We start from the raw sequence: 23767 nt of genomic DNA, 5'->3' as shown, positions 1-23767 counted from the left end.
TGGGCCGAATGCGTTCTGAGGCGGTTTGGGAGTCGGTGGCGCCCGGAGTGGAGCTGGCCACCCTCGAAGGGCATGTGGGCCGCGCGGCGGATCTCTGCACGATCGAGGGGGAGGGCCGCACGCTGCTGGTCAGCGCGAGCGCGGATGGCACGCTGCGGATCTGGGACCCGGCCACCGAGCGGCAGGTCCGTGTCATGCACGGACACGCGGACGGGGTCGACACTGTGCTCAACGTCGGCGGCGTGCTCGTCAGCTCGGGGCGTGACAGGACCGTACGGACGTGGAACCCCGTCACGGGTGAGCAGCTCGGGAAACTGACAGACCATAAAGGTGCGATCCCCGTTGAGGTGGGCGGGGAGACCCTGGTCGCGAGCGCCGCGCGGGACTCGGTACGGCTGTGGGATCCGCGCATGGGAGAGACCCGTCACGTCATCACCGGCGCGACCGGGCGGGCCGTCGCCTGTTGCAAGGATCTGATGATGGCGCCGGCCGTGGCCGGGGGCGTCGGCCTCTGGGATGTGGCCACCGGTGAGTTGCGCGGAATCGTGAAGCCCGACGGTCACACGACCGTGGACCTTTGCGCGGTCACCGTCGGCGGAAAGACCCTCTTCGCCAGTGCGGGATACGACAAGGAGATGGAGGGCGGCCGGATCAGGCTATGGGATCCGGCCACCGGCGAGGTCGCAGGCGTCATCGAGCACGAACCGCTCGTCGACGCCACCCTGGATCGGATCACGCACGTGCGCGCCGTCGAGTTGGGCGGCCGGGAGCGGCTGGTCAGCGTCGGACACAAGACCGTACGGATCTGGGACCAGGACACCGGATCGCCCCTCCAGGTCTTCATCCCGCCGGACAGCTGGGTGGAGCAGGCGTGCTTCTTCCGCGCCGACGGCCGGGCGCTGCTCGCCGTACCGCAGAAGTACTCGGATTGGCTCTGCGTCTGGGACACGGCCAGCGGCGAACTGGTGAACCGGATCCAGAACGGCCGGGGGCCGACCGAGGCACTGTGCTCCTTCGAGCACGACGGCCGGACCTTGCTGGCCAGCGCCGATGGCTACCTCAGGACCGTACGGCTGTGGGATCCGCTGGGTCCCGGCACGAGTCCCCGCCCCAAGGGCCATACCGGAGCCGTCTACGGGGTCTGGGCCTTCCAGGACAAGGTCGTCAGCGTCGCCAACGAGTCACTGCGGATCTGGAATCCAGAGACCGGAACGCAGATCCGCCGGATCCGGGGATCGATGTTCGGCGTTGAGGACGTGCACGCGTTCACCTTGGACGGCCGGGAACTGCTCGCGGGCGCGTTCGCCATCTATGACGACGGGCTGATCCGGATCTGGGACCCGGCTGCCGGACGGCAGCTCAGGCGTTTGGAGCGGCGGTGGGACGAGGGGCCCACGATCGTCTGTTCGTTCAGCCGGGAGGGCCGGGTGCTGCTGGCGGCGGCCGGTGATTCCATCCTCAGGATCTGGGATCCTGCCACCGGCAAGCTGGAGCACGAGCAAGAGTGGGGTTCCGACCTCCAATGGCTCGGCCGGATCACGGTGGACGGCCGGCCCGCGCTGGTCGCCAACGAGCGAGGGCACGGGCTGCGCATCTGGTATCCGGCCGACGCCGCCTGGCAGGATATGGCGGGACCCAGCGCGGACTTCGCCTTCATGCTCGATGACCGGCCCCTGGTGGCCACCAAGGATTCGGAGAGGCTACGGATCTGGAATCCATTGACCGCCGAGGAGCAGTGCGTCCTGCAGGGAGGGGCGGGCACCCGCTTCGCCGGGATCGGCGTCCTGACGCTGGACGGCCATCCGCTGCTCGCCACGCACGGCGAAGAGGATCGTACGGTCCGCATCTGGGATCCCACGACGGGCCGGTGTGAACAGGTCATCCCGGTCCACCACGAGGTCGTCGGTTGTGCCCCGCTCGGCAACGGCCTGCTCGCGACCGCCGTCCCCTCAGGCCTGATCGTGCACCGGGTCTCACCATGACCGGTCGCCCCGCCTTCACCTCCCTGGGAGCACCATCCACCGGGTCGGACTGAGACCTTTACTCTTCACTGTATGTAGTTGAATCAATACGGATAGTGTTGGCGGGTGCCGACGCGTGAACATGAGTTCTGGCTTGAACTCATCGACGACCAGCCGTCCTTCACCGCCGTGCTGCTGCGGTGGGCGGGCATCGACCAGATCCCGCCCTTCGCCCAGGTGCGCGTGGACTCAGGGGACCTCGCCGAGTACAACCCGACGGAGTACCGGGCTGACAAGGTGGTGAGCTTTTACGCCGACCCCATGGACAAGCGCCCGGTGCTCGCGGTGATCCTGGAGATGCAACGGCGGTACGTTGATGAGAAGCATTGGAGTTGGCCCGCCTATGTGGCGAATCTGCGTGGGCGCCGCAGATGCCCGGTGCTACTCGTGGTGATCTGCCCTAACGAGACCGAGGCCGAGAAGTGCCGCGAACCCATCCCGCTCGGCAATCCTGGGTCGGTGCTGTGTCCGTTGGTGATCGGACAGCGTGACGTGCCGGTGATCCTCAATTCGGATCAGGCCACGGACCCACTCGACGTCGTGGTGTCGGCTTTCGTGCACGGTGCGGGGCCTGCCGGGGAGAAGGTGTTCACCACGCTGTTGGACATGATGGAGCAGGTCGAGGCCGTTCGGGGGCAGACTTACCTTGACAACGTCCTCGCGGTACAGCCAGAGCCCGCCCGTCGACTGCTGGAGATCCTGATGACCGCTCGCACCCGCGAATACAAGAGTGACTTTTTCCGCCGTGCCTACGGTGAGGGCAAGGCGGAGGGCAAGGCGGAGGGTGAGGCCAAGGCGATCCTGGAAGTCCTTGCCGCCCGTGACCTGACGCTCTCAGAGGAGGCGCGTGTCCGCATCACGTCCTGCACAGATCTCGATCAGCTTGAGAACTGGATCAGGCGGGTGGCGACCGTCGAGTCCGTAGAAGACCTCTTCGACTGATCGTCGGCAACGGCCGTGCCGTCTTCTCCGGCTGTTCGGCCCCTGCGCCTGGGCCGAGTGAGGTGGCGAGCGTGGCCGCAATGCTCCGAACCCGCGCTCCGCCCATTCCGGCAGGGCTCTGCATTCCGTTGCAGCATGGTTCGGACCACGAACAACGTCTTCGCGCAGCGGGACCGGCCTGGTGCTGTCGAAGACCCGATGGGTGCCCGTCAGGTCGGTGATGCCGGGCGTTGGAAGAAGTCACAGGGCGGCGGCAAGAGCAAGACGCCTTGCCGGAACGCCCCTGTGCGGACCTTGACGATGCGTCGCCGGCTGAGCCTGGCACGCCGCATGAACCCCACGATCAGGTTCAGAGTCCGATGTCCAGACCAGGTTCACGCCGGTCATCCGCTCGTCCGTCGACTGCTGGAGATCCTGATGACCGCTCGCACCCGCGAATACAAGAGTGACTTTTTCCGCCGTGCCTACGGTGAGGGCAAGGCGGAGGGTGAGGCCAAGGCGATCCTGGAAGTCCTTGCCGCCCGTGACCTGACGCTCTCAGAGGAGGCGCGTGTCCGCATCACGTCCTGCACAGATCTCGATCAGCTTGAGAACTGGATCAGGCGGGTGGCGACCGTCGAGTCCGTAGAAGACCTCTTCGACTGATCGTCGGCAACGGCCGTGCCGTCTTCTCCGGGCGGTAGTGAGGAGAGATCATCCGGCAGCGTGCGCAACGTCACCGACTCAAGGTTTGGAAAATGTCCGACCATACGGCGCAGGACCTTTCCCAATCGGCATGACCGCACCGTACCTTCCCCGCCACGGCTGCCCGCAACGCATGAGAACCACCATCGCCCGGAGATCGGCTCTTACCTGCCGTCGATGTGAGGATACGGTGCGAATGGGAGGCCGAACATCCCACTCTGCAGCTCACCGAGATCGTGCAAAAGAGCCTGGGCGGCGCAGGCGTTCATGCAGATGACGACGCTGGGCCGGTCGGCAGGGTCCACGTAGGGGGAGATCCCGACAGTCGCGGTGATGATCCCGCGCAGGTTGAGCCACTGACCGATCTGCCGGCGGAGGCGGTCAGCGAGATCGATGGCCTGGCGGTCCCGGACGCTGAGGCGGTCGGCGGGGAGCGTCACGATGGTCTCCTTGGCGGTGATGGTCTGGCCGGTCGGGGGTGTCCGGCGGCGCGGCGGTGCGGGAGGTTCCCTCGGGGGCAGGGGGCTCGACCGCACCACCGCGCCGGTTCTTGAGGTCGTACGGCCCAACGGGCTCGCTGCTCCGGCGTGTCGGAGCGTCATGGGTGATCTTTGTTGGAGACGGCAGGAGCATGGGCAAGTTCGAACCACACGGTTCGGTTTCTGCCGTGGGCATGTGTCCCATATCGCCCGCCGGTAACTTCCCGCACCAGACGCAGGCCACGGCCGCTGATGGCATCGGTACCGGCATCGACCACATGGGGCGCGTCACATGCTGATGCGGAATCGGTGACCTCCACCCGGATGGAGTGCCCGACGGCCAGTACGACGATCGAGATGATTCCGGGCCGTCCGTGGTCGTCGAGCCTGGCCGAATCGGAGTGCAGCACCGCGTTGGTGATCAGTTCGCTGCCCAGCAGTTCGACCTCGAATACCGCGGGGTGATCCGTGCCGAGCAGATCACGCAGCCAGTGTCGCGCGGCTGCCACGCGGCAGGCCTCGGCCGGCACATCGATGGTTCCGAGGACTACAGCGGCCGTCATGACAATCCTCCGGTAAGTCGCCGTTCGGTTCCTACTAGCCGACCGTCCGCTCCTTCGCCGTATTGGTCACACAGATCGGGTTAGGGAGATCAGCGAACACTCTGTGTCAGCATCGCTAAGCTCAGAGTGTGCATGGCTGCCTATGGCTGCGTAAAGCTCTTTCGATGGAACTAGTGCCATTTTCATAAGATCCGGCGATCACAAAGGCCGTAAGGAGATACAACAGTGGCGAACCGGACCAGCCCCACCGTGCGGCGTCGGCGACTGGCGGCCGAGTTGAAGCGGCTGCGCAAGGAGTCAGGAAAGACCCGAGAGGAAGTCGCCGACTTCGTCAGCTGTGCACCTGCGACCATCACAAAGATCGAGTCTGCGGCCACCAGTGCTCCACCCGCTTATGTCGCACGGATGCTGGAGTTGTACGGCGTCGATGGCCAGGAGAAGGACGCCTGGCTGACCGTCGCCAAGCAGGCCCGTAAGCGCGGCTGGTGGCAGCAGTACAACGACGCGATCCCCAACTGGTTCACCGTGTACGTCGGCCTGGAGGAAGAGGCCGGCAAGATCCGCGAGTACGAATGCGAGATCATCCCCGGCCTGTTCCAGACCGAGGCCTACATTCGCGGCCTGATGGACGTTGAGCTCGCGCTCCCAGGTGACGAGGAACTGGAGCGCCGTATCGCCGTGCGGCTCAAGCGGCAAGAGCTGTTGACGGCGGACGATGCCCCGCATCTGTGGGTCGTGCTGAACGAGGCGGCTCTGCGAAGAGAGGTCGGAGGCCGTGCGGTGATGGGTGACCAGCTCCGCCACCTTGTCGAGGTCTCTCGGCTCAACACCGTGACACTACAGGTCCTGCCGTTTGGTGCGGGTGCCCATCCCGCCATGCAACATGGGTTCTTCATCCTCGGCTTCGCCGAGCCATTGGACCCCGACGTCGTGTACGTTGAATACCGGACAGGCAGCCTATATCTGGAGCAACAGTCAGAAGTGGCCGCTTATGGGTTGATCTTCGATCATCTGCGTGCGAAAGCACTCGCTCCTGATGACTCGCGCACGCTGATCAAGAAGATTGCTGAGCAGATGGAACATCAGGAGTAAGGGAAGGTACGGGCAGATGGACCTTTCCCGTGTCGTCTGGCGCAAGTGCCGACGTAGCGGCAACGGCGGTGCCAACTGCGTCGAGGTCGCACCCATCGGCGACGTGATCGCCGTCCGTGACTCCAAAAACCCCGACGGGTCGAGGCTCGCCTTCGATCATGCCGCGTGGGCGGCGTTCGCACGCCGCGTTCGATCCGGAGAGTACGACCTTTAGTCCCATCCCGGGTGGGAGGCCTTCGCCTCCACAAGAGCGGGACCAGGTTGCGCTGGTGCGCTGTGAACGCTCCCCACCTGGTCGCCCTCGTCCGCGCTGGCGCCCGCTTCGAGCGGGGCATCCTGCTGGAACGCCACGATGGGAGAGACGCCGCATGACCAGCCCAGAGCACTATGACTACTGCGGGCTCTATCTACGAGGCCTATCCGAAGACGCCGCGGTCGAGCTGGCAGCCCACGCCACCGGCGCCCCACGCGACGGGAGCCTCCTGCACATCGACGGCATCGACATCGAAATCCTGCGCAACCCCGATTTCACCCACGACGCGGCCGACTTTCCCACCTGGCCAGTCAAGATCGAGATCGAAAAGGGACACGCCACAACCCGCCAGGTCGTAGCTGCGGTCTCCGAGATCCTCACATCTGCCTGGCAAGCGGGCTATGACGCAGTCGCTGCCTGCGACTACGAAGACGAACTCCCCGAGCAGGGCGGATATCCCCGGTACCGAAACTGATCAGTCCAACCGATCCACAGGTATCCCATGTGGTCCGGCGGAAGAAGGGCCGAGCCAGGTTTTGGGAGACGCCACGGAACCAGCCGCGTTGCTGAATCGGAGCCGTGCGTCCCGGTGACCTGGTGGCCGCGTCATCCTGTTCGACGAACCCGAGCTTCCGCAGTTTTCCACGAAGACCGACACATCGACGGGCTGACGCAGTCGAATCGTCGTGCGTTCGTCGAACACAACCTCGAAAGAATGCAATCCTATTGGTGCGCGACGGCGGGCCATCCTCCTGACGAAGGATGGCCCGCTTATCGCCTCGACCCGTCTCAGATGGGCATATATCTGGTCGCTTTGATGTCTTCGACTTCGCGCACTTCGATGTCCATGAACTCGCCCTCCCCTTCGACGGATACATCCTCGCGTAGCATCTTCTCACCACGACGAGCGCAACAGAGATCTTCCACACGCACCCAGCTCAGCTGGGGATACAGATGGTCGCCTTGAGAGGCTCGACCTCGCGCACTTCGATGTCCATTTGAGCTGACCTCCTAACGGCGGAGATGTCACAGAAAACTCTTCCTGGACACGCGACACTAGCCAAGTGCGACGAAGTGATCAAGGGGTTGCGGTCTTGGTGCGCACTACTTAAGGTACGGGGATAGAATTGGAGTTCACGCCTCATCACCATCCAGCAGGCGGGCGGACGCTTGGGCGTCGGGAAACTTCAGAAGCTTGAAGGCGCCGTGCGTGGCCGCGTGTTCGCTGGTGTCGAAGGGACGGACCTGCAGCGTCATGTTGCGCCGCTCGGCCACCTGCCCTCGCATGACCAGACGGCTGCCCACGGTGCGCCGGAGGACCGCTTCGTTGAGCACCAGCCACACGTTCAGTGGGTTGTCGCCCGTGAGGAATTCTGACGGGGGTTTCGTCAACTTACAGCGGTTGCGCTGAGTCCTGAGGCTACGATCAGGCTGATCGCCGCACAAGTGAAGATCTAGGCCCATCCCCGACAAGAGACCTGAACCTGATGTCCCGATCCCGTGAACTGTCAGACGCCGCGTGGCGCAAGAGCAGCCGCAGTGGTGGCCAAGGTGAGTGCGTCGAGATCGCATCCGTCGGCGATGTGATCGCAGTCCGCGACTCCAAGAGCCCGGACGGGCCATGGCTCGCTTTCGATCATGCCGCGTGGGCGGCGTTCGCACGTCTCGTTCGATCCGGAGAGCACGACCTTTGAATCCCCGTACAGGATGAGGGGAGCCTTGCGCAATATGCGCCAAGACCTGTGGTTAGTCAGGCGAGGCTTCGTTGTGGACTTGCTTGCTGCCGTCCCATTCTGGTCAGTCCAGGCAAACAACTAGAGACAATCTTCTGATTCCGATACCCTGAAAAGTTCTTCGCAAATCCAGGCTCGGATGAGGGGTCATGGCGCAGCCCATCGATGAGCTGACGAAACGGTTCGATATCACCTGGCTGAAAGACCTGGGTCTGGAGTGCGCCGACGGCCGCTTGCTGTATCCAAGGTGCAGCTCGTTCTCAGCGGTCTCGCTTGCCGCGTGTGTTCGTCCGGTGAATCATAAGGTTCGTCGGAGACGGCCCGACTACCTGAGGACGTGTTGATGGACCAGACACCTTCGCGCCCGGACTTCTCCACACGTCTACTCAAAGTGTTGTCGTCCTCAGTGCTGAACGTGCTGGTCGGGTTGACCGGTGTGGCGGTGCCGATCGTGGCATGGGCCAGTGCGCGGGTGAGTGTGAAGAACGTCCTGCTGGCGGTGGAGACGGCGCTGCTGGTCTTCATGGTGGCCAACCATCTTTGGCTGCGACGGATCTACATCCAACTGCGTCGGGCCAATAACCGCGCCATGGCCGATCCATCATATTTCGACTTGGTCCGCTCGCATCTGGAATCGGAACTGATCGCCGATTTCGGGGAGCTGGCCGACGGACATCTGCAGGTATATGCCTCGGAAGTGCCGCGGCTTTCCGTGCTGTTGCTCAAGACCTTGGTGGATTCGCCGTCGCAACCCAAACAAGTGTTGGCGGCCGATCTGACGACGAACCCGAACCTGCTGAGCACGCGCCGCGAGTATCTGGCGGCCAATCGCAGGTTGGTCGAGGAGGGTGGCACGGTTCAGCGGGTGTTCATCTGCTGGGGTCGGGATCTGACACGTGAGGATTTCGTCCGGCCGTTGCTGGAGCTCGTCGACTACCACCGTTCGCTCGGCGTGCAGTGCGGCCTGGCGGTGCGGGACCGGCTGCGAGCCGAACAGGCGATCGACTTCGTGGTGGTGGCCCGGTCGGCGGTTCTGGTGGAGGAGGACCAGGGCGACGCGGCATACGTACAGGGCCGTTCGTCGGTGTACTTCAAGAGCGTGGAGCGCTGGATCGGTCGGTTCGAGTCGATCTGGGGCCACGGCATGCTTTCGGCACCTGCCACAATGACCTCGTACGAGTCCGCCGCTCGCCCGTTGCTGACCTCGGGCGCGTGGGATGAGGCTCAGGCGCGCGCCTGCGTCGACCAGTTGTGACGCCGAGCGGGGCAGGCGCATAGAGACGGGCGTGACCGCCCTCCCGGTAACATGTGGGCTGACCAGCGTCTCAGCATGAACGCACGAGAAAGCCGCCATGTCACAGCTGTCTGTCACCAAGGTTCATGGGTCCCGCAACGACATCCTGGTCGTCGACGGTGCGCCTGATGATCACTTCGCTTCGGGCGAGGTGGCTCGTGCGGTGCTTCGGCTGTGCGACCGGCGCTTGGGGCTGGGCGCAGACGGCGTGTACTTCCTCGCTGTCGACGGCGATGGCACGGCGCGGGCCTGGTTCTTCAACCCCGACGGATCGGCCTCGCTGCTGTGCGGCAACGGGATGCGCGGTGCGGGGCGGTTGCTGCTGGACCGGTATGCGACCGAGGAGACGGTCGTGCATACGGGCCCGTACGCCTTCACCGTCCGGGACGCCGGCCTGAGCAAGCATGGGGTGAGGCAGGTGGCCGTCGAGTTGCCGCCGGTGGACTTCACCCCTGCTGAACCGATCGTGGCCGGTGTCGGCTATCCGTTCGTCGGCCGAGTGTTCCCCGCCTTCGATCCGTCTCTTGCGGTGACCGCTCTGGCGGTGCCGAATTCGCACCTGGTCACGGTGATCGACACCTACAGCGAGGACGCACTCGTCACGACCGGCCGGCGAGTCGCCGGGACATCGGCCGTCTTTCCGATCGGTGCGAACGTCAGCTTCGTGCTTCCCCTGGTCCCGTCCGCGGACGAGGTGTTCATCCAGACCTATGAGCGTGGTGCCGGACTGACTCCCTCGTGTGGATCCGGCGTGGCGGCCTCGCGCGCGGTGCTGTCGCGGCTGGGCCTTGTCGCTCCCCACCAGTCCGTCCTGGTGCGCAACCCTGGAGGCGTCGCACGCAGTCGGCTGCAGGATCGTGACGGCCGGTGGCAGCCGATTCTCGAGGGAAACGCCACGGTCGTCTTCCGGGCCGAACTTGATCCGGCGGTCTTGCTCGGCGAGGGCCCGATCCAGTACGTGGGGGAGACCGACTTCGCGGAGATCACCGCGTTCGACGCGCTCTTCAAGGAGAACCTGGAGGCGCTGTCAGCGGCCGGGGTGCATCCGACCGTCTGAGGCACGCTCATTCCGCCGATTTGTGTTCCTGCCGCGCAACGGTCAGGAACGCCGGCTCCTGTCCGGCACGGCTTGGAGCGGTCGGCCGGCGTCGGAGTGCGCGGCGGTGGCGTGGGATCACCGCGCGTACGCCGACCAACACGCCGGACGGTGTACAGGTCGGCCTGCCAAGGATCCTTTCGAGCACGGGCAGATAGTTCCAGCGCACGGCGGGATGGACAGAGTGCGCGTAGTGGAACAGGTCGCCGTAGGGCAGCCAGGTGGTCCGGGCGACCAGCGCCAGGAGGGGATTGCGCGGGTACAGCCGCATGCAGCGTGTGGCCTCGATCGCCTTGACGGTGGCTGGTCGGCGGGCCGGCGCTGCGTCGAACCAGCAGTGCTCGACGAGCAGGGACATCCAGGCGAGCTGCGGATAGAGGAGCAGCCGGGGGACGGCGAGGCCGAACACCAGGGTGGGCCAGCCGATCAGGAGGGCCGTGACCGGCACCACGGCGAACACGACCGGCCGCGACCAGGAGGTATGGGCCTGCTGACGGAGGCCCGTGGCGAGGCCACGACCGGTTTCGGCGATACCCCGGGGGGTGAGGGGAAAGATCAAAGCCAGCGCGAACCGTGCAAGGCCGACCTCGGGTCGTAGGCCCGCCCCGTGCAGTTCGGCGAGGTTGGGGTCAACGCCTGAGACGGTGGCATTGGGGTGATGCCGGCGGACGTGCTTGTCCCGTCGTGCCGAGACCGTCACGAAGCCCAGCGGGGCATGCACGGCGACTTCAGTGAGCACGGCGCCCGCGGCCTTCGTGCGGGTGAGCACGCCGTGGACGGCGAAGTGACCGACCTCCTGCAGGTGCCGGAACTTCACCGCCATGACAAGGGCCCCGGCCACCCAGCCGAGCGGGCCCGCGTGGACGGTGAGAAACCACCAGCCGAGAATTTCCACCCAATGCCCGACGAGCAGGAGGGCGGGGGTGATGTCGTTGGCCCGAGAGCGTTGCAAACTCATGATCTCTTGCAGTGTCCGCGGCTGTCGGGGTGCCCGGAGGGGGCTGTGGTGCCACCGGTCGATCTGCCGTACGGCGATTCCCGTTGTGATGATCCCTAGAGGACCGAGCGTCTCCCATCCGCAGCTGATCGTGATCGGCACAACGTCGAACAACGACGGCCCAGCGTCACTCATGTGCTGTGTCTCCTCTCACTGCCTCGTTGCACTCGTACGATCAATGAGGGAGTGAGTGACAAGCAACGTGCAACCGTTCTGAAACTTGCCGGTGAAGTCGGCGATGGCCACGGGGACGGTCTCACTCCGGTGCGGCAGGACGGTCTTTACGTCCTGGGTCCGCCGGATCGGGGTTCCCTTTCCCGCCACCCGGGGATGACCTCGCCTGATCCGCCGAAGCCGGCCCGGCGGTCGCCTGCCGTGCCCCGCAGGGTCCGCCGCGGGAGGAGTGCCACATGGAGGGCTGGTTCAGCCGGTCGATCGTGCAGACTGGGCGGCTGCCACTGTTCTTCTTCTTCGTTTCCTTCCTGGCCGCCTTCCTGTTCATCCGGTTCAGCGTGCGCATGATCAGGGCCGGGGTCCGCTGGTGGCCGGGCAATATCACTCCGGGCGGACTGCACATCCACCACATGGTGTTCGGCGTGGTCATCATGCTCGTCGGCGGGTTGGCCGCGCTCACGGTGCCGGAATCCTCGGCTGCCGGCCGGGCAGGTGCCGGGGCGATCTTCGGCGTCGGCTCGGCACTTGTGCTGGACGAGTTCGCGCTGATCCTGAGACTCAAGGACGTCTACTGGACCGCTCAGGGCCGAGTCTCCGTCGATGCCGTGTTCATCGCGCTCGCCCTCTCGGGGATGCTGGTGCTCGGCGCGCATCCTCTCTCGATCGGTGTCGTCGTGCCCGGAGCCGACCCCCACCTCCGCGCCATGCTCGCGTGGGCGGCTCATATGACCATCCTGGTGAACGCGCTGCTCGCCGGGGTGACCCTGTTCAAGGGCAAGGTCGCGACGGGGTTGAGCGGGCTGTTCCTACCGTTGCTGCTCTGGGTCGGAGCGATCCGGCTGGCGCGGCCCGGATCACCGTGGGCGCGCTGGCGTTACCCACCCGGATCCGCCAAGCTCGCCACGGCGCGGCGGCGGGAAAAGCGGCTGCGCCGGCCGCTGACGCGCAAGATGGACCGGCTGCGCGACCTCATCGCGGGCCGCCCCGACCGGTCCGGGCCGTAAGGCCTCGGCCCGTCTGCAGGCGTCAGCCTTTCACGGCGCCGGCGGTCAGGCCGCCGACGATGAAGCGCTGGAAGACGAGGGCAAGCAGCACCGGGGGCAGCGCGGCCAGTACGCCGCCGGCGGCGACGAGCCCGAAGTCGGACGAGAACTTGCCGGTGAACTCGGCGATGGCCACGGGGATCGTCTTGGAGTTCGTGGTCGAGGTGAAGATCAGGGAGTAGAGGAACTCGTCCCAGGCGAGCAGGAACCCGAACATCGCGGTGGCGAGGATCGCGGGCCGGGCCAGTGGCAGAACGACCCGTACGAGCGCTCCGAACCGCGAGCAGCCGTCGACGCGGGCGGCCTCCTCGAGTTCGGGTGGCAGGGACAGGAAGTAGTTGCTCATCGTCCACAGGCAGAACGGGGTGACGAGCGAGCAGTACGTGACGATGAGGCCCAGCTTGGTGTCGAGCAGCCCGAGGCCGGACAGGGCGAGATAGAGGGGGATCACCAGGGCGATCGGCGGGAGCATATAGATCGCGAGGAACGACATCAGCGTGGTGCGCCGGAACGGGAACCGCAGCCGGGCGAAGGCGTACCCGCCGAGGCAGCCGAGCACCAGCGAGATGACCGTCGTCGAGCCGGCGACGATGAGGCTGTTGAGCATCGCCACGCGGAAGTCGCCGGCGACGTTGTCGCCCCCGGACGCGGACGTGAAGATCTGGCGGTAGCGCTCCAGCGTGGGCCGCTCCGGGAGCCAGTGGACGTGGGACGACACCAGGTCGGCCGGCGACGAGATGCTGGAGATGACCAGCCAGGCGAACGGGGCCAGGATGATCACGGCCATGAGCACCGCCATGGCGTACATGAAGGCGAGGTACCGCCTGCTCGTCCTCACCGCACACCTGCCATGGCGCCCTGGCGGAGGATGCGCAGGTAGACCATCGCCAGCGCGAACACCGCGAGGGCGATCAGATACGCGAGCGCCGAGCCGTACCCGAACAGCTGGTTCGAGAACGCCTGCTGGTAGGTGTAGAAGGCCACCGTCTGGGTGCCCGAGGCGGGCCCGCCGCCGGTCATGACGTAGATGATGTCGAACACCTTGAACGCCTCGATCGTGCGCAGGATGAGGACCACGGCGATGCTCGGCCGCAGCAAGGGCAGGGTGACCCGCAGGAACGACCGCACCGGCCCGGCGCCGTCCATGCGCGCCGCCTCGTAGAGCTCGTGCGGGATGGTCTGCAGGCCGGCGAGAACGAAGAACGCCACGATCGACGTGTTCTTCCAGACGTCGGCGACGATCACCATGTTGAGCGCGAGGAAGGGCGAGCCCAGCCACTGGTGGTCGGTGTGGCTGATGTGCAGGGTCGAGAGCAGCCCGTTGAGCGCGCCGTACTGGCCGTTGTAGATCCATCGCCAGAGCGCGCCGTCGACGATCGTCGGCAGAGCCCAGGGCAGGACGACGATGCTGCGCCACAGCCAGCGGGCCTTCAGCGGTGCGTTCAGCACCATGGCGACACCGATGCCCAGCGTCAGTTCCAGCGCGGTCGACACGAACGTGAAGTACACGGTGTGCCACAGCACCGGGTAGAACGCCGGGTCGGTGAAGGCCTTCGCGTAATTGCGCAGCCCGACGAACGGATAGTGCCCGGGCATCGCGCTGTCCACGCCGAACAGCGAGAGGACCAGCGTGCGCCCGACCGGATAGATCACGACGCCGAACACGACGAGCGCGGCCGGCAGCAGGAGGGCGATCGCGAAGCGGACCTCTCGGGTGCCGGTCCCAGTCAGCGTCGGCACGCGGATCCGGCGCCGGATCCGCGTCGCGATGGCCATGCCGGTCACAGCAGGTCCTCGGCTCTGTGCGCGGCGTCGTCGAGCGCCTTCTGCGGCGTCTTCTGCCCGAGCAGCGCCTTCTGGATCTCCGACTGCAGCAACTGCGAGACCGCGTTGTAGCTCCTCACCTGGGGGCGCGCGATGAGGTCGCCGAGCTGTCGCTTCGCCTGCGGCACGAGGACGGGATTGGCCCTGATGACCTGTGGCTCGTCGTAGGAACGGGTCCACACCGGCAGCGAGCTCACCGCGTACCGGTCCTGCACGGGCGGGCTGACCAGGTAGGAGATGTACTTCCACGCGGCGGCCCTCTGCTTGCTGCTCGCGCTGATGGCCAGTGCCATGCTGCCGTTCACGCCCGGCCGGCCGCCGGGACCCGAGGGCGTCCGCAGCACCTTCACGTCGCCGGCCACGCCGCTCTGTCTCGGGTCGTTCGCCTGCGCGGCCATGTACGTCCAGTTCAGCGCGAGGCTGGCCTGGCCGGCAGAGAAGATCCGCCGGACGTCCTCTTCGATCGACTGGGTCGAGACGGGGTTGGACAGCCCCTCCACGATCGACCGGCGCATGAACTCCAGTGCCCGCACGCCCCCGCCGATGTTGAACGCGAGGCGGCCGGACGGGTCGAGGAACCTGCCGCCGAAGGCGCCGAGCAACTGCGCGTAGTCGCAGATGAGCGCCTCGGCCTGCTGCCAGGACCACACGAGCGGGTACCTCGTCACTCCGGCCGCCTTGATCGCCCTGGCGGCGCGCAGCACCCCGTCCCAGGTGTCCAGCTCGCCCGCCTCGACCTTGGCGCGTCGTGCGTGCGCGTCGTTGTAGTAGAGGTACTTCGTGTCGAGGATCCACGGCACGCCGTAGAAGCGGGAGCCGTACCGGGGGACCTCGACCGCGCCGGCGAACATCTCCCGCTGCCACGCCTCAGGCCACTTGCGTGTGACGTCCGTGATGACGCGCGTGGAGCCGAGTTCGGCCGGCCAGATCACGTCGATGAGGACGACGTCGTAGGTGCCGGCCGGGGCAGCGGCGACGATCTTGTCATGCAGCGCCTCGTACGACACGAACTCGGTCTTCACCGTGATGCCGGGGTTGGCCGAGTGGAAGCCGGCCGTCATCTTCGTGATGTCGTCCTCGGAGTAGCCCGCCTGTTTCATGAACAGCGCCCGGATCGTGCCCTTGCCGGATCCTTCCGCGCCGGTCGCGCCGCTCCCGCCGACGCCGCACCCGGCGAGGAACGCGGACAGCCCTAATGCGCCCGCCGCGCCGAGAAGATCCCGGCGCGGCAGTCCCGCTCCGCTCGGTGCGGCCCCCCGCTCCATCCGCCTACCCCCATCGAACACGCCCCCATTGGTCGGTTGCCGGCGCGCGCCGCCTCACGCTACCTGACCGTGGAGCGCGCCTGGTGCGCCGTGCAAGGCTCTCACCAGGCACGATGTGCTCAGTACGGCGTCTTCGTCCTCATGAATCACTTCCGTTCCGGAGCCCGGCCGATTCGGCGGTGCCGGCTCAGCCGTCGGTCGTCGCAAGAAGCATGCGGGGCATGTCGCCGTTACCGGCTGGTGTCGGATGCCAAGGGACTGCTCGACGATCGTGGGCACCAGATAGAGATGACCATAAATCTGAGGACCCGCCATGGGATCACGCTGCGGAGCGCCCTGCTGCGTTGACCGGCCATCCCGGCGCCGGCTGCGCGGCGTCAGGGCACGGCCGGTTCAGCCGCCGGCCGGCACGGTCGCGTCGCGTACGTTACGGCCGGTGATGCCGACGACGGGTGGCGAGCCACGCAACTCCGAGGCCCGGTAGCGCGCGGTGAGCGTCTGGCTCTGACCGGGCCAGAGCGTGACGTTGTTGTCGTTCCACAAGATCGGCAGCACCTGGTCGTCGCCTCCGCGCCGGCGGCCGTCGGCCGTGCCGCGGCGTACGTCCGCCCGGGTGAAGACCGCGGGCACGCCCCGGCCGCCCGTGTAGCGGCCGGCATTGCGGATCGTCACCGTGGTGACGGCGTCGTCTCCCTCACGCCGCGTCGACGCGGACACCCGTACGTCCGCCGGGGCCAGGTCACGCAGGCCGGTCAGGTCGGCGTGGCCGCCGGGTGCGAACACCGCACCGCTGCCCTTGCCGAGCGTCTCGGACCAGTCGACGGCGTCCCGCTTCGTGGACAGCCAGTAGACGTTCCGGCTGACCGTCCTGTCCTCGCGGTTCAGCGTCAACTCGAGGAAGTACGTGCGGGAGATCCCGGCCGGAACCACTGGCGTCAGCACGGTGCGTACGTCCTGGCTCGGCAGGTCGGGTACGCGCGCGCGGTCCGTCCGCTTGACCGTTCCGTTCAGGTCGATGAAGCGCGCCGAGGCGGTCAGGTCCTTCTGGCTCCCGCCGGTCAGGTTGGCCACCTTGATCGAGCCGTTGGCGTAGTCGTACATGATGTGCACGGGTTCGCCCGCCTTGAGCGCGCCGAAGTAGACGCCCGGCTGATCGAGGTCGTAGTTGTACAGATTCCAGTGCAGCGACGGCCACGCCTTGTTGGCCATCCAGTAGATGACGCCGGTACTCGGGTTCGCCGGGTCCTTGGAGTGCCCGATGTACGCCTCGAACTGGGCGCGGGTGGTCTCGTAGCCGCCCATCTGGGCGATCTTCTGGTACGAGACCATGTCGGACCAGCCGCCGTAGCGGTTCCAGAGCGGGGTGTTGTACTGCCCCATCCGGGCCGTCTTCGTGTAGGGGTTGTAGGTCGGGTAGACGTGGAAGAGATCCGGTCCGGCGTCGGGTCCCTTGGTGGTGCTCGGGTCCCAGATCTCCCGCTGTTCGGCCGGGGTCAGGAACCGGTTGAGCGAGTCCTGCGTCGGCACCGTGTTCCCGGCGCTCGTCTCGGTGTCGTAGCCCCACCCGCTGCCCGCGTTGGTGAAGGTCGGGTCGGTGCCCGCGGTCTCCGGGCCGTTCGCCCACCAGTAGCCCGGCGGCACATAGTTGTACGGGCCCTCCTTCGCGCCGGAGGGTCCCAGCCTCGGCGAGGACTTGTACTGCCCCGAGGAGACCTGGGGCGTCTGCCAGCCGGCCGTTTCGAACGCGGACAGGTAGATCGACTCCTTCGCGGCGTCCGGCGCGGCGTCACTGCCGTGGAAGAACGTGAAGACGCTCGGATGGTCGCGCAGCCACCGGGCGACCCGGGTGGCCTGGTTGCCGGCGTTGGCCTTCAGCGCCTCGGGCCACGTGCTGGACGGGGTCTCCCACCGGTCGCAGCACTGCCAGCCGGTCATCGCCAGGATCCCCGCGCGGTCCATCTCCGCGAACATGTCGTCGGGCGGGAAGTTGCCCTCGAAGCGCAGGGTGTTCAGGCCGAGGTTCTTGACGTACGAGAGCTGATCGCGGATGTTCCGCGGCGAGTAGCGCATGAACATGTCCGGCGACCACCCGCCGCCGCGGATGACCAGCGGCACACCGTTGATGACGAACTGGCGGTCGCCGTGCGGGGTATGGGTCTTACCGGGAACGACAGGCGTCAGGCGCGAGGTGACCGTGCGGATGCCGAAGTCCTCGGTGAACCGGTCGGAGATCTTGCCGTTGACCCGGACGCTCGCGTCGAGGTGGTAGAGCGGCTGCCCGCCGAGCTGGTACGGCCACCAGACGGCCGGGTGTCCGAGGTGCAACTGCCGGTGGTCGGCGGGCGTCAGCGTCACCGTCCGGGTCGACTTCGCGGGGACCGTCACCTCCGTCGTCACGGCGATGCGGGTGCCTCCACGAGTGATCGCCTCGGTGAGCTCGGCGCGCTGGGCGGATGCCGTGTCATTGCGCAGATCGGCTTTGAGAGTGAGATCGGAGCTGCTGAGGTCCTTGGCGTTGTGCTGGTTGACGTGCACGTTCCGCAGGGAGATCTGACCGGCCTCGGCCAGCTGCGGCGGGAACCGCAGGCCGGTGTTGCGGTCGGGTGCCGGGGGGTTCCAGTCCAGCTGGCTGTCGGTCAGTAGCGTCTTCGGGTCGTTCTTGGCGACGTCGAGCGCGATCGCGTTCGAGCCATCGCGTACGTACGGCGTGATGTCGTACTCCAGCCGCGAGTACGCGCCCTGGAGCTGCGAGCGGTCGGCGACCTTGGTGCCGTTGACCCACAGGTCCGCGGTGCCCAGCACCCCGTTCATGATCAGGAACGTGCGGCTCTCTTTACGCGGGTGCACGGTGAGCTGCGTGCGATACCACCAGTTGACGGCGAACTGCTCGGTCGGCACCGTCTTCAGCCGGTCGGAGTAGAAGATGCCGGGGTAGCGCCCGTTCTCGAGCAGGCCCGCCATCACCGTGACCGGCTGCTTGATCGACAGCCAGCCCGTGGGGGAGTAGTCCGGGCGGGAGATCCGGGCTCCGGACGTGCCCGCCACGGCGGAGGACTGGATCTTCCAGCCCGTGGTCAGATCCGAGACGCCCGTTCCCGGCGCTGCGACGGTCGTGGCCGCGGTGGCACGGGCCGGCGATGTCCTGGGTGTGCCGCAGGAGGTGGCCGCCGCGGCGAGCATCGCGGCGACCACCAGCGTGACGATGGGTGACCTGGCCATATGTCACGTTACCTACCGGACCGAGCGCCTCTTCAATCTCCGGATTCGTTACCGATCCAGGTGGCGACGCGGCCGGCCCGGCGATGCCTCAGGATGCCGGCGCCGCCGGCGCCGCCAGCGCCGCCGCGATCGAGTCGGCGATGGGGGTCGTCGGGCGTCCTATGAGCCGCGACAGGTCGCCCGGCGTGGCGGCCAGCGCGCCCCGGCTGATGGCGTCGTCCACGTCGACGAGGACGTCGGCGAACACTTCGGGAACACCCGCGCCGGTGAGGATCGCCTTGCGCTCGGCGGCGCTGACAGAGGTGTGGACCACTTTCTCACCGGTCTGCCGCGACACCTCATCGGCGAACTCCTCGAACGACCACGCGTGGTCGCCGCCCAGCTCGTACGCCTTGTTCAGATGCCCGTCGGTGCTTATGGCCACCGCCGCCGCGGCGGCGTAGTCGGTGCGCGGCGCGGTGGCGATGCGGCTTCCGGCGGCGACGTTGGTGACGATGGCGCCGCGCTTAACCGCGCCGGGGAGGTCGCCGATGTCGCCGGCGTACGCCTCGGAGTACCAATTGTTGCGCAGGAAGGTGTACGGCAGGCCGGAGTCGAGGATCAGCCGCTCGGTCTCGCGGTGGTCGTTCGCGAGCAGGAAGTCGGCCTTGGGACCGCCGAACACGCCGACGTACCCCAGCTGTGCCACGCCCGCCGCCTTCGCCGCGTCGATGACCGCGGCGTGCTGGGCCGTGCGCCTGCCCACGTCGGTACCGGAGATCAGCAGTACGCGGTCCTCGGGGCGGAACGCCCCCGCGAACGTCTCGGGCCGGTCGTAGTCGGCGACGTACGGCCGAACGCCCTTCGCCACCAGATCGGCGGCCTTCTCCTCGCTGCGCGCGACGGCCGTGACGCCGTCCGCCGGGACCCCGGCGGCGAGCAGGTCCGTGATGACCATTCGGCCGAGCCGCCCGGTCGCTCCGGTGATGACGATGCTCATCGAAGTGCTTCTCTCCGTGGATGTCGTGTCATGAATGCAGGTCCTGCACCAGGAGCTCACCCTACGACCGGTACTAACCACTTGAAAGTACCAACTTTGAAGTAAGGTACTGGCATGGGCGTAAGTGAGAAGTCGATATCGGCCGGGACCATCGCCGCCGGGTTCCGCGGAGCGGCGCCGGACGTCAATCGCGCGGAATGCCCCTCACGGGTGGTGCTCGAACACGTCACCAGCCGCTGGGGCGTGCTGGTCCTCGCCGCGTTGCTCGAGCGCTCGTACCGCTTCAGTGAGCTGCGCCGCAAGGTCGGTGGGGTGAGCGAGAAGATGCTCGCGCAGACCCTCCGGCATTTGGAACGCGACGGCTTCGTCCATCGCGACGCCAAGCCCGTCATCCCCCCGCGCGTCGACTACTCGCTGACGCCCATGGGCCACGACGTCGCCGAGCAGGTGTGGGCGCTGACCAGGTGGGTCGAGAGCAGGCTCGACGACGTCTTCGAGGCGCGCGAGGCCTACGACGGGGCGCGAGAGTCCTAGCGGCCATCTCACCCTGCGGGCGATCCGCCACGCGGCGTAAACCTGAAACCTTCATACACCAAGCCCGGTGTTTCGTTGATTCTTTGCATAGCCCGCCCGCGCTATTGCTGTGAACGTGACGGTCATGCGGCTACGAGGACTGATCACAGGTGGCATCGCGCTGGTCGTCGGCGCGGCCGGAATGGTGCTCGCCGGCGGCGGCCCCGCACAGGCGGCCGGCCCGCGCCCCGCGTTCCAACTGCCCTTTCCCTGCGGGCAGAGCTGGAACGGCGACTCCGACAACAGCAGCGCTCATGAGTCGTACGAAATCGACTTCAACCGGGGCAGCACCGCAGACGCCGACCTCGGCGACACGGTGTCGGCGGCGGCCTCCGGCACGGTGCTCACCTCCGCGCACCAGGGCTCGACCAACGGGTACGGCAACCTGGTGGTCATCGACCACGGAGGCGGCTGGCGCACCTACTACGCCCACCTGCGGACGCGCTCGGTGAGCGCCGGCGCGCAGGTGAGCCGGGGCGCCAAGATCGGCGAGGTGGGCAACACCAGCAAACCGGGCAACAACATCCTGCCGCACCTGCACTACGAGGTGCGCACCACTGACACGTCGTACCCGGCCAACATCCAGCCCGCCTACTTCAACGGAACCCGGTTCGGCTACCCGAACCAGACCCTCACGTCGCAGAACTGCGGCGCGGGCGGCAATCCGTACACGCCCGAGGAGGTGTGCGGCTCCGGATACTCGGTGATCGACTCGGCCGCGACGGGCACGGCGGGGCGGGTCTATCTGCTTTACAACGTCAACGGCAACAACTGCGTGGTCACCATCAAGGCCACCTCGATAGGCACCCCCTCCGCCACGTCGGCGTATCTGGAGGTCGAGGGCGGCACCCGCACCACCGACTCGGGCAGCTTCGCCTACTACGCCGGACCGGTGCGCAGGGCCGCCCCGGGCACCTGCGTCAAGTGGGGAGGGTCGGTCGGAGCGAACGCCTACAACAGCCCGTTCGAACACTGCGGCTGACCTCGAAGCGACGAGCCGGCGCCCAGTCGGATGCTGGTCAGTCGGAAGGTGCTCAGTCGAAGGTGCTCAGTCGAATGTGCTCGGCCGAATAGTGGCCTTTCCGATGAATTGAGATGACGAGTTCGACGGCCGAGGAGGGCCCGTCGCGAAAAGGGCCGCCGAGGGCCGGGGCGACGCCGCACAATGGGCGATGTGACGGGTAGTGATGGATCGGCTCTCGGCGGTGACCTCCCGCTGTCGGCTTCGGCGGCAGCGGGTTCGGCCCGGCTCGGGGCGCTTCGGGCACAGCGGACTCATCCGGCCACTCTCTGGTTCGGCCCGACCTATGGGGTGATGGAACACACCGATGCCGGGTGGCTGATGAGCGGCATGAGCGATCCGACGCCACAGGAGGCCCGCGATGGTCTGGGCTGGTGGTTTCGCGTCCTGGCCCGGCGCAGATCCACCGATGAGGTGGCCCGGGAGGAGTACTGGGCGGCATCGGCGCTGCTGGAAGAGGAACGGCTGAACGAGATGGTGGTGGCGGGCCGTCACCTGCGGGTGGTGCGGGCGGACCAGTTCGTCCGGTACGGGCTGACCGGGCCCGAGCCGCCGCGCTCCACCGATCCCGATACCGACACCGCTGCCGGATGCCCCGGTGGCGTCCGCCGGGGCGTCGACAAGCTGACCGGCGGTCTGCTGGGCCCGGCCCGGACACCGGGCAGCGCGGCGTTACTGGGGGAGCGGTGGGAGGTCGTGCCCAAGGGCCCGATGGTGCCCCCGGGCGTGACCCGGGACGCGCAGGAGGCGCTCACCACTCACCCGCGGATCGTCATGCTGTCCACCCGGTTCGCCGTCGCCCAGCAGGAGGACGGGTACTGGCCGGCGCAGACGGTGGCCACGTCGTCGCCGCAGGAGGCCCGGATGGCCTTGGCGACCTACTTCGACAAGATCGCACCGGTCATGCTGCAGCCGTCACCGGCCGAGCTCGCCGAGTTCCATAAGGCGGCCCGGCTGCTGGAACGCGAGCAGATCAACCAGTTGACCGTCGCTGGACGCCGGTTCCGGATCATCCGGGTCGAGACCGTCGTTCGCGTCGGACCCGACGGCCCGGAAACGCCTCGTCCCTCCGACCACGATCCCGATCCACCGCTCACCGGCGAGACGGCGGAACTCCGTACCTGGGACCTCATCGACGACGAAACCTGACACCCGCCGGTGTCGCCGTACCACCGCCTGGGAACGGGCGCTGCGGTCTCAGGTCAGTGCCAGACCGGCCGGTACGTCGTCGGGACGCAGATCCGAGCGCAGCCGGTGGAAGCGAGCGGGATGCCGCAGCCTGCCTCGGTCGATGGCGAGGTCGACGCTCACCTCGACGACCACGTCCGGGCGGACCCGCACGTACTGCATGGGCGGGGAGCCGTACATTCCGCCGGCCCACCCGCTCGGCAGCTCGGCCGGCCAGGGATGCTCGTCGCCGGCCGGGGTCAGCGCGGCGGCCAGCGCGGCGTGGGCCGCCGGTGGAACCGCGGTCGTACGACCCACCACCCGGAGCCCACCGCTCGCGGGATCGATCCGACCCACGATCAGGTCCCGCGGGCGGCTCGGCGATCCCGTGACGCCACCGACGATCACATCGATCGTGTGGCGCGTCTTCAGTTTGAGCCAGCGACGTTTCCCCGGCAGGTACGGGTCACCGGCGGCTTTGATGATCAGACCTTCGATGCCCTGGGTGGACAGCGCCTCCACCCAGATCCGGGCCTCGTCGGCGTTGTCGGTGTGCATTGTCGCCACCAGGGGCGATGCCGGCGGGACGGATGTGAAGAGATCCTCCAGAACCTGGCGCCGTTGGGCGAACGGCCGGCGGACGAGGTCTTCACCACCGACGATCATCACGTCGAAAACGATCAGATGGCACGGTTGGGTGCGCACCAGCTCGGGGACCCGGCTCCCGGCGATCAGGCGTTCCTGGAGAGCGGCGAAGTCCAGCCGTCCGCCGGCTCCCCATCGGATGATCTCGCCGTCGATCACGGTGGCGGCCGGCAGCTCCTCGTACAGGGCGGCCACGAGCTCGGGGAAGGCCTCGTTCAGCCGCGTGCCACGCCTCGAGACCAGGTGCACGCCATGGCGTTTGTCGATGCGCCCGATCGCCCGGAAGCCATCCCATTTCGGCTCATACCGGGATCCCCCACGTAGTTCCTCGGGCGCGGGAAGGTGATCAATGCTCCGGGCGAGCATGGGCTCGACCGGGCAGCGGAGGTACATGAGGTCGACCCGCCTGACTCGGCGTCCCCCATCCGACGGCGATACATCAGTCTTACCCCGGTGACCTGCGCCGATACCAGAAATCGGCGTGCTAGTGCGATCCGATGGGCTGGTCAGGGTACGGGCGACGCTGGGAGAGAAGGCGTTCGCGGCCGACTTCGCTCGTGGCACCGGTGAACCTGCCGAGGCGTTCGTTCCACCGGTACCACGTGAAGCCGGACCACCGCTGCGACCTACAAGTCCACCCCGGTGAGCACGGCTCGACCTCAGCCACCATAGAAAGGCGATTGCCACCCTCGATGTCGAACTA

23 protein-coding genes are annotated in these 23767 nt (G+C 67.1%); 13 read left to right on the top strand and 10 right to left on the bottom strand.

Annotated elements, in window-relative coordinates:
* Window positions 1-8 precede the first annotated feature (8 nt).
* The 3 genes from HKK74_RS36805 to HKK74_RS36795 all read left to right on the top strand — a co-directional run bounded on the left by HKK74_RS36805 (window position 9) and on the right by HKK74_RS36795 (window position 3608).
* The gene (locus HKK74_RS36805; RefSeq protein WP_187248058.1) at window positions 9-1982 is read left to right on the top strand and encodes a WD40 repeat domain-containing protein; all 1974 of its coding nucleotides are present in this window, start codon (window positions 9-11) and stop codon (window positions 1980-1982) included.
* A gap of 105 nt (window positions 1983-2087) precedes the next feature.
* Window positions 2088-2963 carry a hypothetical protein gene (locus tag HKK74_RS36800; RefSeq protein WP_187248057.1) on the top strand — a complete coding sequence of 292 codons (876 nt, stop codon included), beginning with the start codon at window positions 2088-2090 and terminating at the stop codon, window positions 2961-2963.
* A 417-nt stretch (window positions 2964-3380) separates the two neighbouring features.
* Window positions 3381-3608, top strand: a complete 228-nt coding sequence (locus HKK74_RS36795) for a hypothetical protein (RefSeq protein ID WP_187248056.1) — start codon at window positions 3381-3383, stop codon at window positions 3606-3608.
* A gap of 203 nt (window positions 3609-3811) precedes the next feature.
* Here the strand turns inward: HKK74_RS36795 and HKK74_RS36790 are convergent, their stop codons facing one another.
* Together HKK74_RS36790 and HKK74_RS36785 are read right to left on the bottom strand one after the other, a co-directional pair.
* Window positions 3812-4087 carry a hypothetical protein gene (locus tag HKK74_RS36790; RefSeq protein ID WP_187248055.1) on the bottom strand — a complete coding sequence of 92 codons (276 nt, stop codon included), beginning with the start codon at window positions 4085-4087 and terminating at the stop codon, window positions 3812-3814.
* 158 nt (window positions 4088-4245) lie between these two features.
* Complete coding sequence (locus HKK74_RS36785) at window positions 4246-4689, bottom strand: ATP-binding protein (protein WP_187248054.1); 444 nt, start codon at window positions 4687-4689, stop codon at window positions 4246-4248.
* Between the two features lie 225 nt (window positions 4690-4914).
* Here HKK74_RS36785 and HKK74_RS36780 point away from each other — a divergent pair, with 225 nt between their 5' ends.
* From HKK74_RS36780 to HKK74_RS36770, 3 genes are all read left to right on the top strand, one after another.
* Complete coding sequence (locus HKK74_RS36780) at window positions 4915-5781, top strand: helix-turn-helix domain-containing protein (RefSeq protein WP_187248053.1); 867 nt, start codon at window positions 4915-4917, stop codon at window positions 5779-5781.
* Window positions 5782-5797: 16 nt separating this feature from the next.
* Complete coding sequence (locus tag HKK74_RS36775; protein WP_187248052.1) at window positions 5798-5995, top strand: DUF397 domain-containing protein; 198 nt, start codon at window positions 5798-5800, stop codon at window positions 5993-5995.
* Window positions 5996-6149: 154 nt separating this feature from the next.
* Window positions 6150-6509 (top strand): hypothetical protein, encoded by a 360-nt coding sequence (locus tag HKK74_RS36770; RefSeq protein ID WP_187248051.1) that lies wholly within the window; start codon window positions 6150-6152, stop codon window positions 6507-6509.
* Between the two features lie 659 nt (window positions 6510-7168).
* On the opposite strand, the gene HKK74_RS36765 is transcribed toward HKK74_RS36770, so the two are convergent.
* Complete coding sequence (locus HKK74_RS36765) at window positions 7169-7498, bottom strand: Scr1 family TA system antitoxin-like transcriptional regulator (RefSeq protein ID WP_246492353.1); 330 nt, start codon at window positions 7496-7498, stop codon at window positions 7169-7171.
* Between the two features lie 23 nt (window positions 7499-7521).
* Between HKK74_RS36765 and HKK74_RS36760 the strand changes: the two genes are divergently transcribed.
* The 3 genes from HKK74_RS36760 to dapF all read left to right on the top strand — a co-directional run bounded on the left by HKK74_RS36760 (window position 7522) and on the right by dapF (window position 10118).
* The gene (locus HKK74_RS36760; RefSeq protein ID WP_187248049.1) at window positions 7522-7728 is read left to right on the top strand and encodes a DUF397 domain-containing protein; all 207 of its coding nucleotides are present in this window, start codon (window positions 7522-7524) and stop codon (window positions 7726-7728) included.
* Window positions 7729-8110: 382 nt separating this feature from the next.
* Window positions 8111-9022: a hypothetical protein gene (locus HKK74_RS36755; protein ID WP_187248048.1), complete on the top strand. Its 912-nt coding sequence runs from the start codon at window positions 8111-8113 to the stop codon at window positions 9020-9022.
* Between the two features lie 97 nt (window positions 9023-9119).
* Entirely contained in the window at window positions 9120-10118 is a 999-nt protein-coding gene (gene dapF / locus HKK74_RS36750; protein WP_187248047.1) for a diaminopimelate epimerase, read from the top strand.
* A gap of 7 nt (window positions 10119-10125) precedes the next feature.
* Here dapF and HKK74_RS36745 read toward each other — a convergent pair whose 3' ends face one another.
* Window positions 10126-11289 carry a fatty acid desaturase gene (locus tag HKK74_RS36745; RefSeq protein WP_187248046.1) on the bottom strand — a complete coding sequence of 388 codons (1164 nt, stop codon included), beginning with the start codon at window positions 11287-11289 and terminating at the stop codon, window positions 10126-10128.
* A 275-nt stretch (window positions 11290-11564) separates the two neighbouring features.
* Here HKK74_RS36745 and HKK74_RS36740 point away from each other — a divergent pair, with 275 nt between their 5' ends.
* Window positions 11565-12332: a hypothetical protein gene (locus HKK74_RS36740; protein ID WP_187248045.1), complete on the top strand. Its 768-nt coding sequence runs from the start codon at window positions 11565-11567 to the stop codon at window positions 12330-12332.
* 22 nt (window positions 12333-12354) lie between these two features.
* On the opposite strand, the gene HKK74_RS40600 is transcribed toward HKK74_RS36740, so the two are convergent.
* The 5 genes from HKK74_RS40600 to HKK74_RS36715 all read right to left on the bottom strand — a co-directional run bounded on the left by HKK74_RS40600 (window position 12355) and on the right by HKK74_RS36715 (window position 19658).
* On the bottom strand, window positions 12355-13209 hold the full coding sequence (locus HKK74_RS40600; RefSeq protein ID WP_222723198.1) for a carbohydrate ABC transporter permease: 855 nt from the start codon (window positions 13207-13209) through the stop codon (window positions 12355-12357).
* Window positions 13206-14147, bottom strand: a complete 942-nt coding sequence (locus HKK74_RS36730; RefSeq protein ID WP_187248067.1) for a carbohydrate ABC transporter permease — start codon at window positions 14145-14147, stop codon at window positions 13206-13208. Before HKK74_RS36730 ends, HKK74_RS40600 begins: the two co-directional genes overlap by 4 nt.
* A 5-nt stretch (window positions 14148-14152) precedes the next feature.
* Window positions 14153-15460 (bottom strand): extracellular solute-binding protein, encoded by a 1308-nt coding sequence (locus tag HKK74_RS36725; protein WP_187248044.1) that lies wholly within the window; start codon window positions 15458-15460, stop codon window positions 14153-14155.
* Between the two features lie 393 nt (window positions 15461-15853).
* Window positions 15854-18679 (bottom strand): glycoside hydrolase family 2 protein, encoded by a 2826-nt coding sequence (locus tag HKK74_RS36720; protein WP_187248043.1) that lies wholly within the window; start codon window positions 18677-18679, stop codon window positions 15854-15856.
* A gap of 88 nt (window positions 18680-18767) precedes the next feature.
* On the bottom strand, window positions 18768-19658 hold the full coding sequence (locus HKK74_RS36715) for an NAD(P)H-binding protein (protein ID WP_187248042.1): 891 nt from the start codon (window positions 19656-19658) through the stop codon (window positions 18768-18770).
* Window positions 19659-19772: 114 nt separating this feature from the next.
* On the opposite strand from HKK74_RS36715, the gene HKK74_RS36710 reads away from it, so the two are divergent.
* The 3 genes from HKK74_RS36710 (at window position 19773) to HKK74_RS36700 (ending at window position 22401) form a co-directional block, all read left to right on the top strand.
* Window positions 19773-20192 carry a winged helix-turn-helix transcriptional regulator gene (locus HKK74_RS36710; protein ID WP_187248041.1) on the top strand — a complete coding sequence of 140 codons (420 nt, stop codon included), beginning with the start codon at window positions 19773-19775 and terminating at the stop codon, window positions 20190-20192.
* Window positions 20193-20316: 124 nt separating this feature from the next.
* The gene (locus HKK74_RS36705) at window positions 20317-21213 is read left to right on the top strand and encodes a M23 family metallopeptidase (RefSeq protein ID WP_187248040.1); all 897 of its coding nucleotides are present in this window, start codon (window positions 20317-20319) and stop codon (window positions 21211-21213) included.
* A gap of 192 nt (window positions 21214-21405) precedes the next feature.
* On the top strand, window positions 21406-22401 hold the full coding sequence (locus HKK74_RS36700) for a DUF5954 family protein (RefSeq protein WP_187248039.1): 996 nt from the start codon (window positions 21406-21408) through the stop codon (window positions 22399-22401).
* 48 nt (window positions 22402-22449) lie between these two features.
* On the opposite strand, the gene HKK74_RS36695 is transcribed toward HKK74_RS36700, so the two are convergent.
* Complete coding sequence (locus tag HKK74_RS36695; RefSeq protein ID WP_187248038.1) at window positions 22450-23457, bottom strand: ATP-dependent DNA ligase; 1008 nt, start codon at window positions 23455-23457, stop codon at window positions 22450-22452.
* Window positions 23458-23767 lie beyond the last annotated feature (310 nt).

Origin of the sequence: Actinomadura alba (assembly GCF_014323705.1) — a bacterium.
Taxonomy (GTDB): Bacteria; Actinomycetota; Actinomycetes; order Streptosporangiales; family Streptosporangiaceae; genus Actinomadura_C; species Actinomadura_C alba.
This window is presented reverse-complemented; position numbering and strand designations above follow the sequence as displayed.

What these genes read in the sequence shown, in the direction of transcription:
- HKK74_RS36710 (WP_187248041.1), top strand. Translation starts at nt 19,773, where the DNA reads ATGGGCGTAAGTGAGAAGTCGATATCGGCCGGGACCATCGCCGCCGGG.
- HKK74_RS36720 (WP_187248043.1), bottom strand. Translation starts at nt 18,679, where the DNA reads ATGGCCAGGTCACCCATCGTCACGCTGGTGGTCGCCGCGATGCTCGCC.
- HKK74_RS36765 (WP_246492353.1), bottom strand. Translation starts at nt 7,498, where the DNA reads ATGGGCCTAGATCTTCACTTGTGCGGCGATCAGCCTGATCGTAGCCTC.
- HKK74_RS36805 (WP_187248058.1), top strand. Translation starts at nt 9, where the DNA reads ATGCGTTCTGAGGCGGTTTGGGAGTCGGTGGCGCCCGGAGTGGAGCTG.
- HKK74_RS36795 (WP_187248056.1), top strand. Translation starts at nt 3,381, where the DNA reads ATGACCGCTCGCACCCGCGAATACAAGAGTGACTTTTTCCGCCGTGCC.
- dapF (WP_187248047.1), top strand. Translation starts at nt 9,120, where the DNA reads ATGTCACAGCTGTCTGTCACCAAGGTTCATGGGTCCCGCAACGACATC.
- HKK74_RS36715 (WP_187248042.1), bottom strand. Translation starts at nt 19,658, where the DNA reads ATGAGCATCGTCATCACCGGAGCGACCGGGCGGCTCGGCCGAATGGTC.
- HKK74_RS36740 (WP_187248045.1), top strand. Translation starts at nt 11,565, where the DNA reads ATGGAGGGCTGGTTCAGCCGGTCGATCGTGCAGACTGGGCGGCTGCCA.
- HKK74_RS36705 (WP_187248040.1), top strand. Translation starts at nt 20,317, where the DNA reads ATGCGGCTACGAGGACTGATCACAGGTGGCATCGCGCTGGTCGTCGGC.
- HKK74_RS36695 (WP_187248038.1), bottom strand. Translation starts at nt 23,457, where the DNA reads ATGTACCTCCGCTGCCCGGTCGAGCCCATGCTCGCCCGGAGCATTGAT.
- HKK74_RS36770 (WP_187248051.1), top strand. Translation starts at nt 6,150, where the DNA reads ATGACCAGCCCAGAGCACTATGACTACTGCGGGCTCTATCTACGAGGC.
- HKK74_RS36785 (WP_187248054.1), bottom strand. Translation starts at nt 4,689, where the DNA reads ATGACGGCCGCTGTAGTCCTCGGAACCATCGATGTGCCGGCCGAGGCC.
- HKK74_RS36775 (WP_187248052.1), top strand. Translation starts at nt 5,798, where the DNA reads ATGGACCTTTCCCGTGTCGTCTGGCGCAAGTGCCGACGTAGCGGCAAC.
- HKK74_RS36730 (WP_187248067.1), bottom strand. Translation starts at nt 14,147, where the DNA reads ATGGCCATCGCGACGCGGATCCGGCGCCGGATCCGCGTGCCGACGCTG.
- HKK74_RS36725 (WP_187248044.1), bottom strand. Translation starts at nt 15,460, where the DNA reads ATGGAGCGGGGGGCCGCACCGAGCGGAGCGGGACTGCCGCGCCGGGAT.
- HKK74_RS36755 (WP_187248048.1), top strand. Translation starts at nt 8,111, where the DNA reads ATGGACCAGACACCTTCGCGCCCGGACTTCTCCACACGTCTACTCAAA.
- HKK74_RS36745 (WP_187248046.1), bottom strand. Translation starts at nt 11,289, where the DNA reads ATGAGTGACGCTGGGCCGTCGTTGTTCGACGTTGTGCCGATCACGATC.
- HKK74_RS36760 (WP_187248049.1), top strand. Translation starts at nt 7,522, where the DNA reads ATGTCCCGATCCCGTGAACTGTCAGACGCCGCGTGGCGCAAGAGCAGC.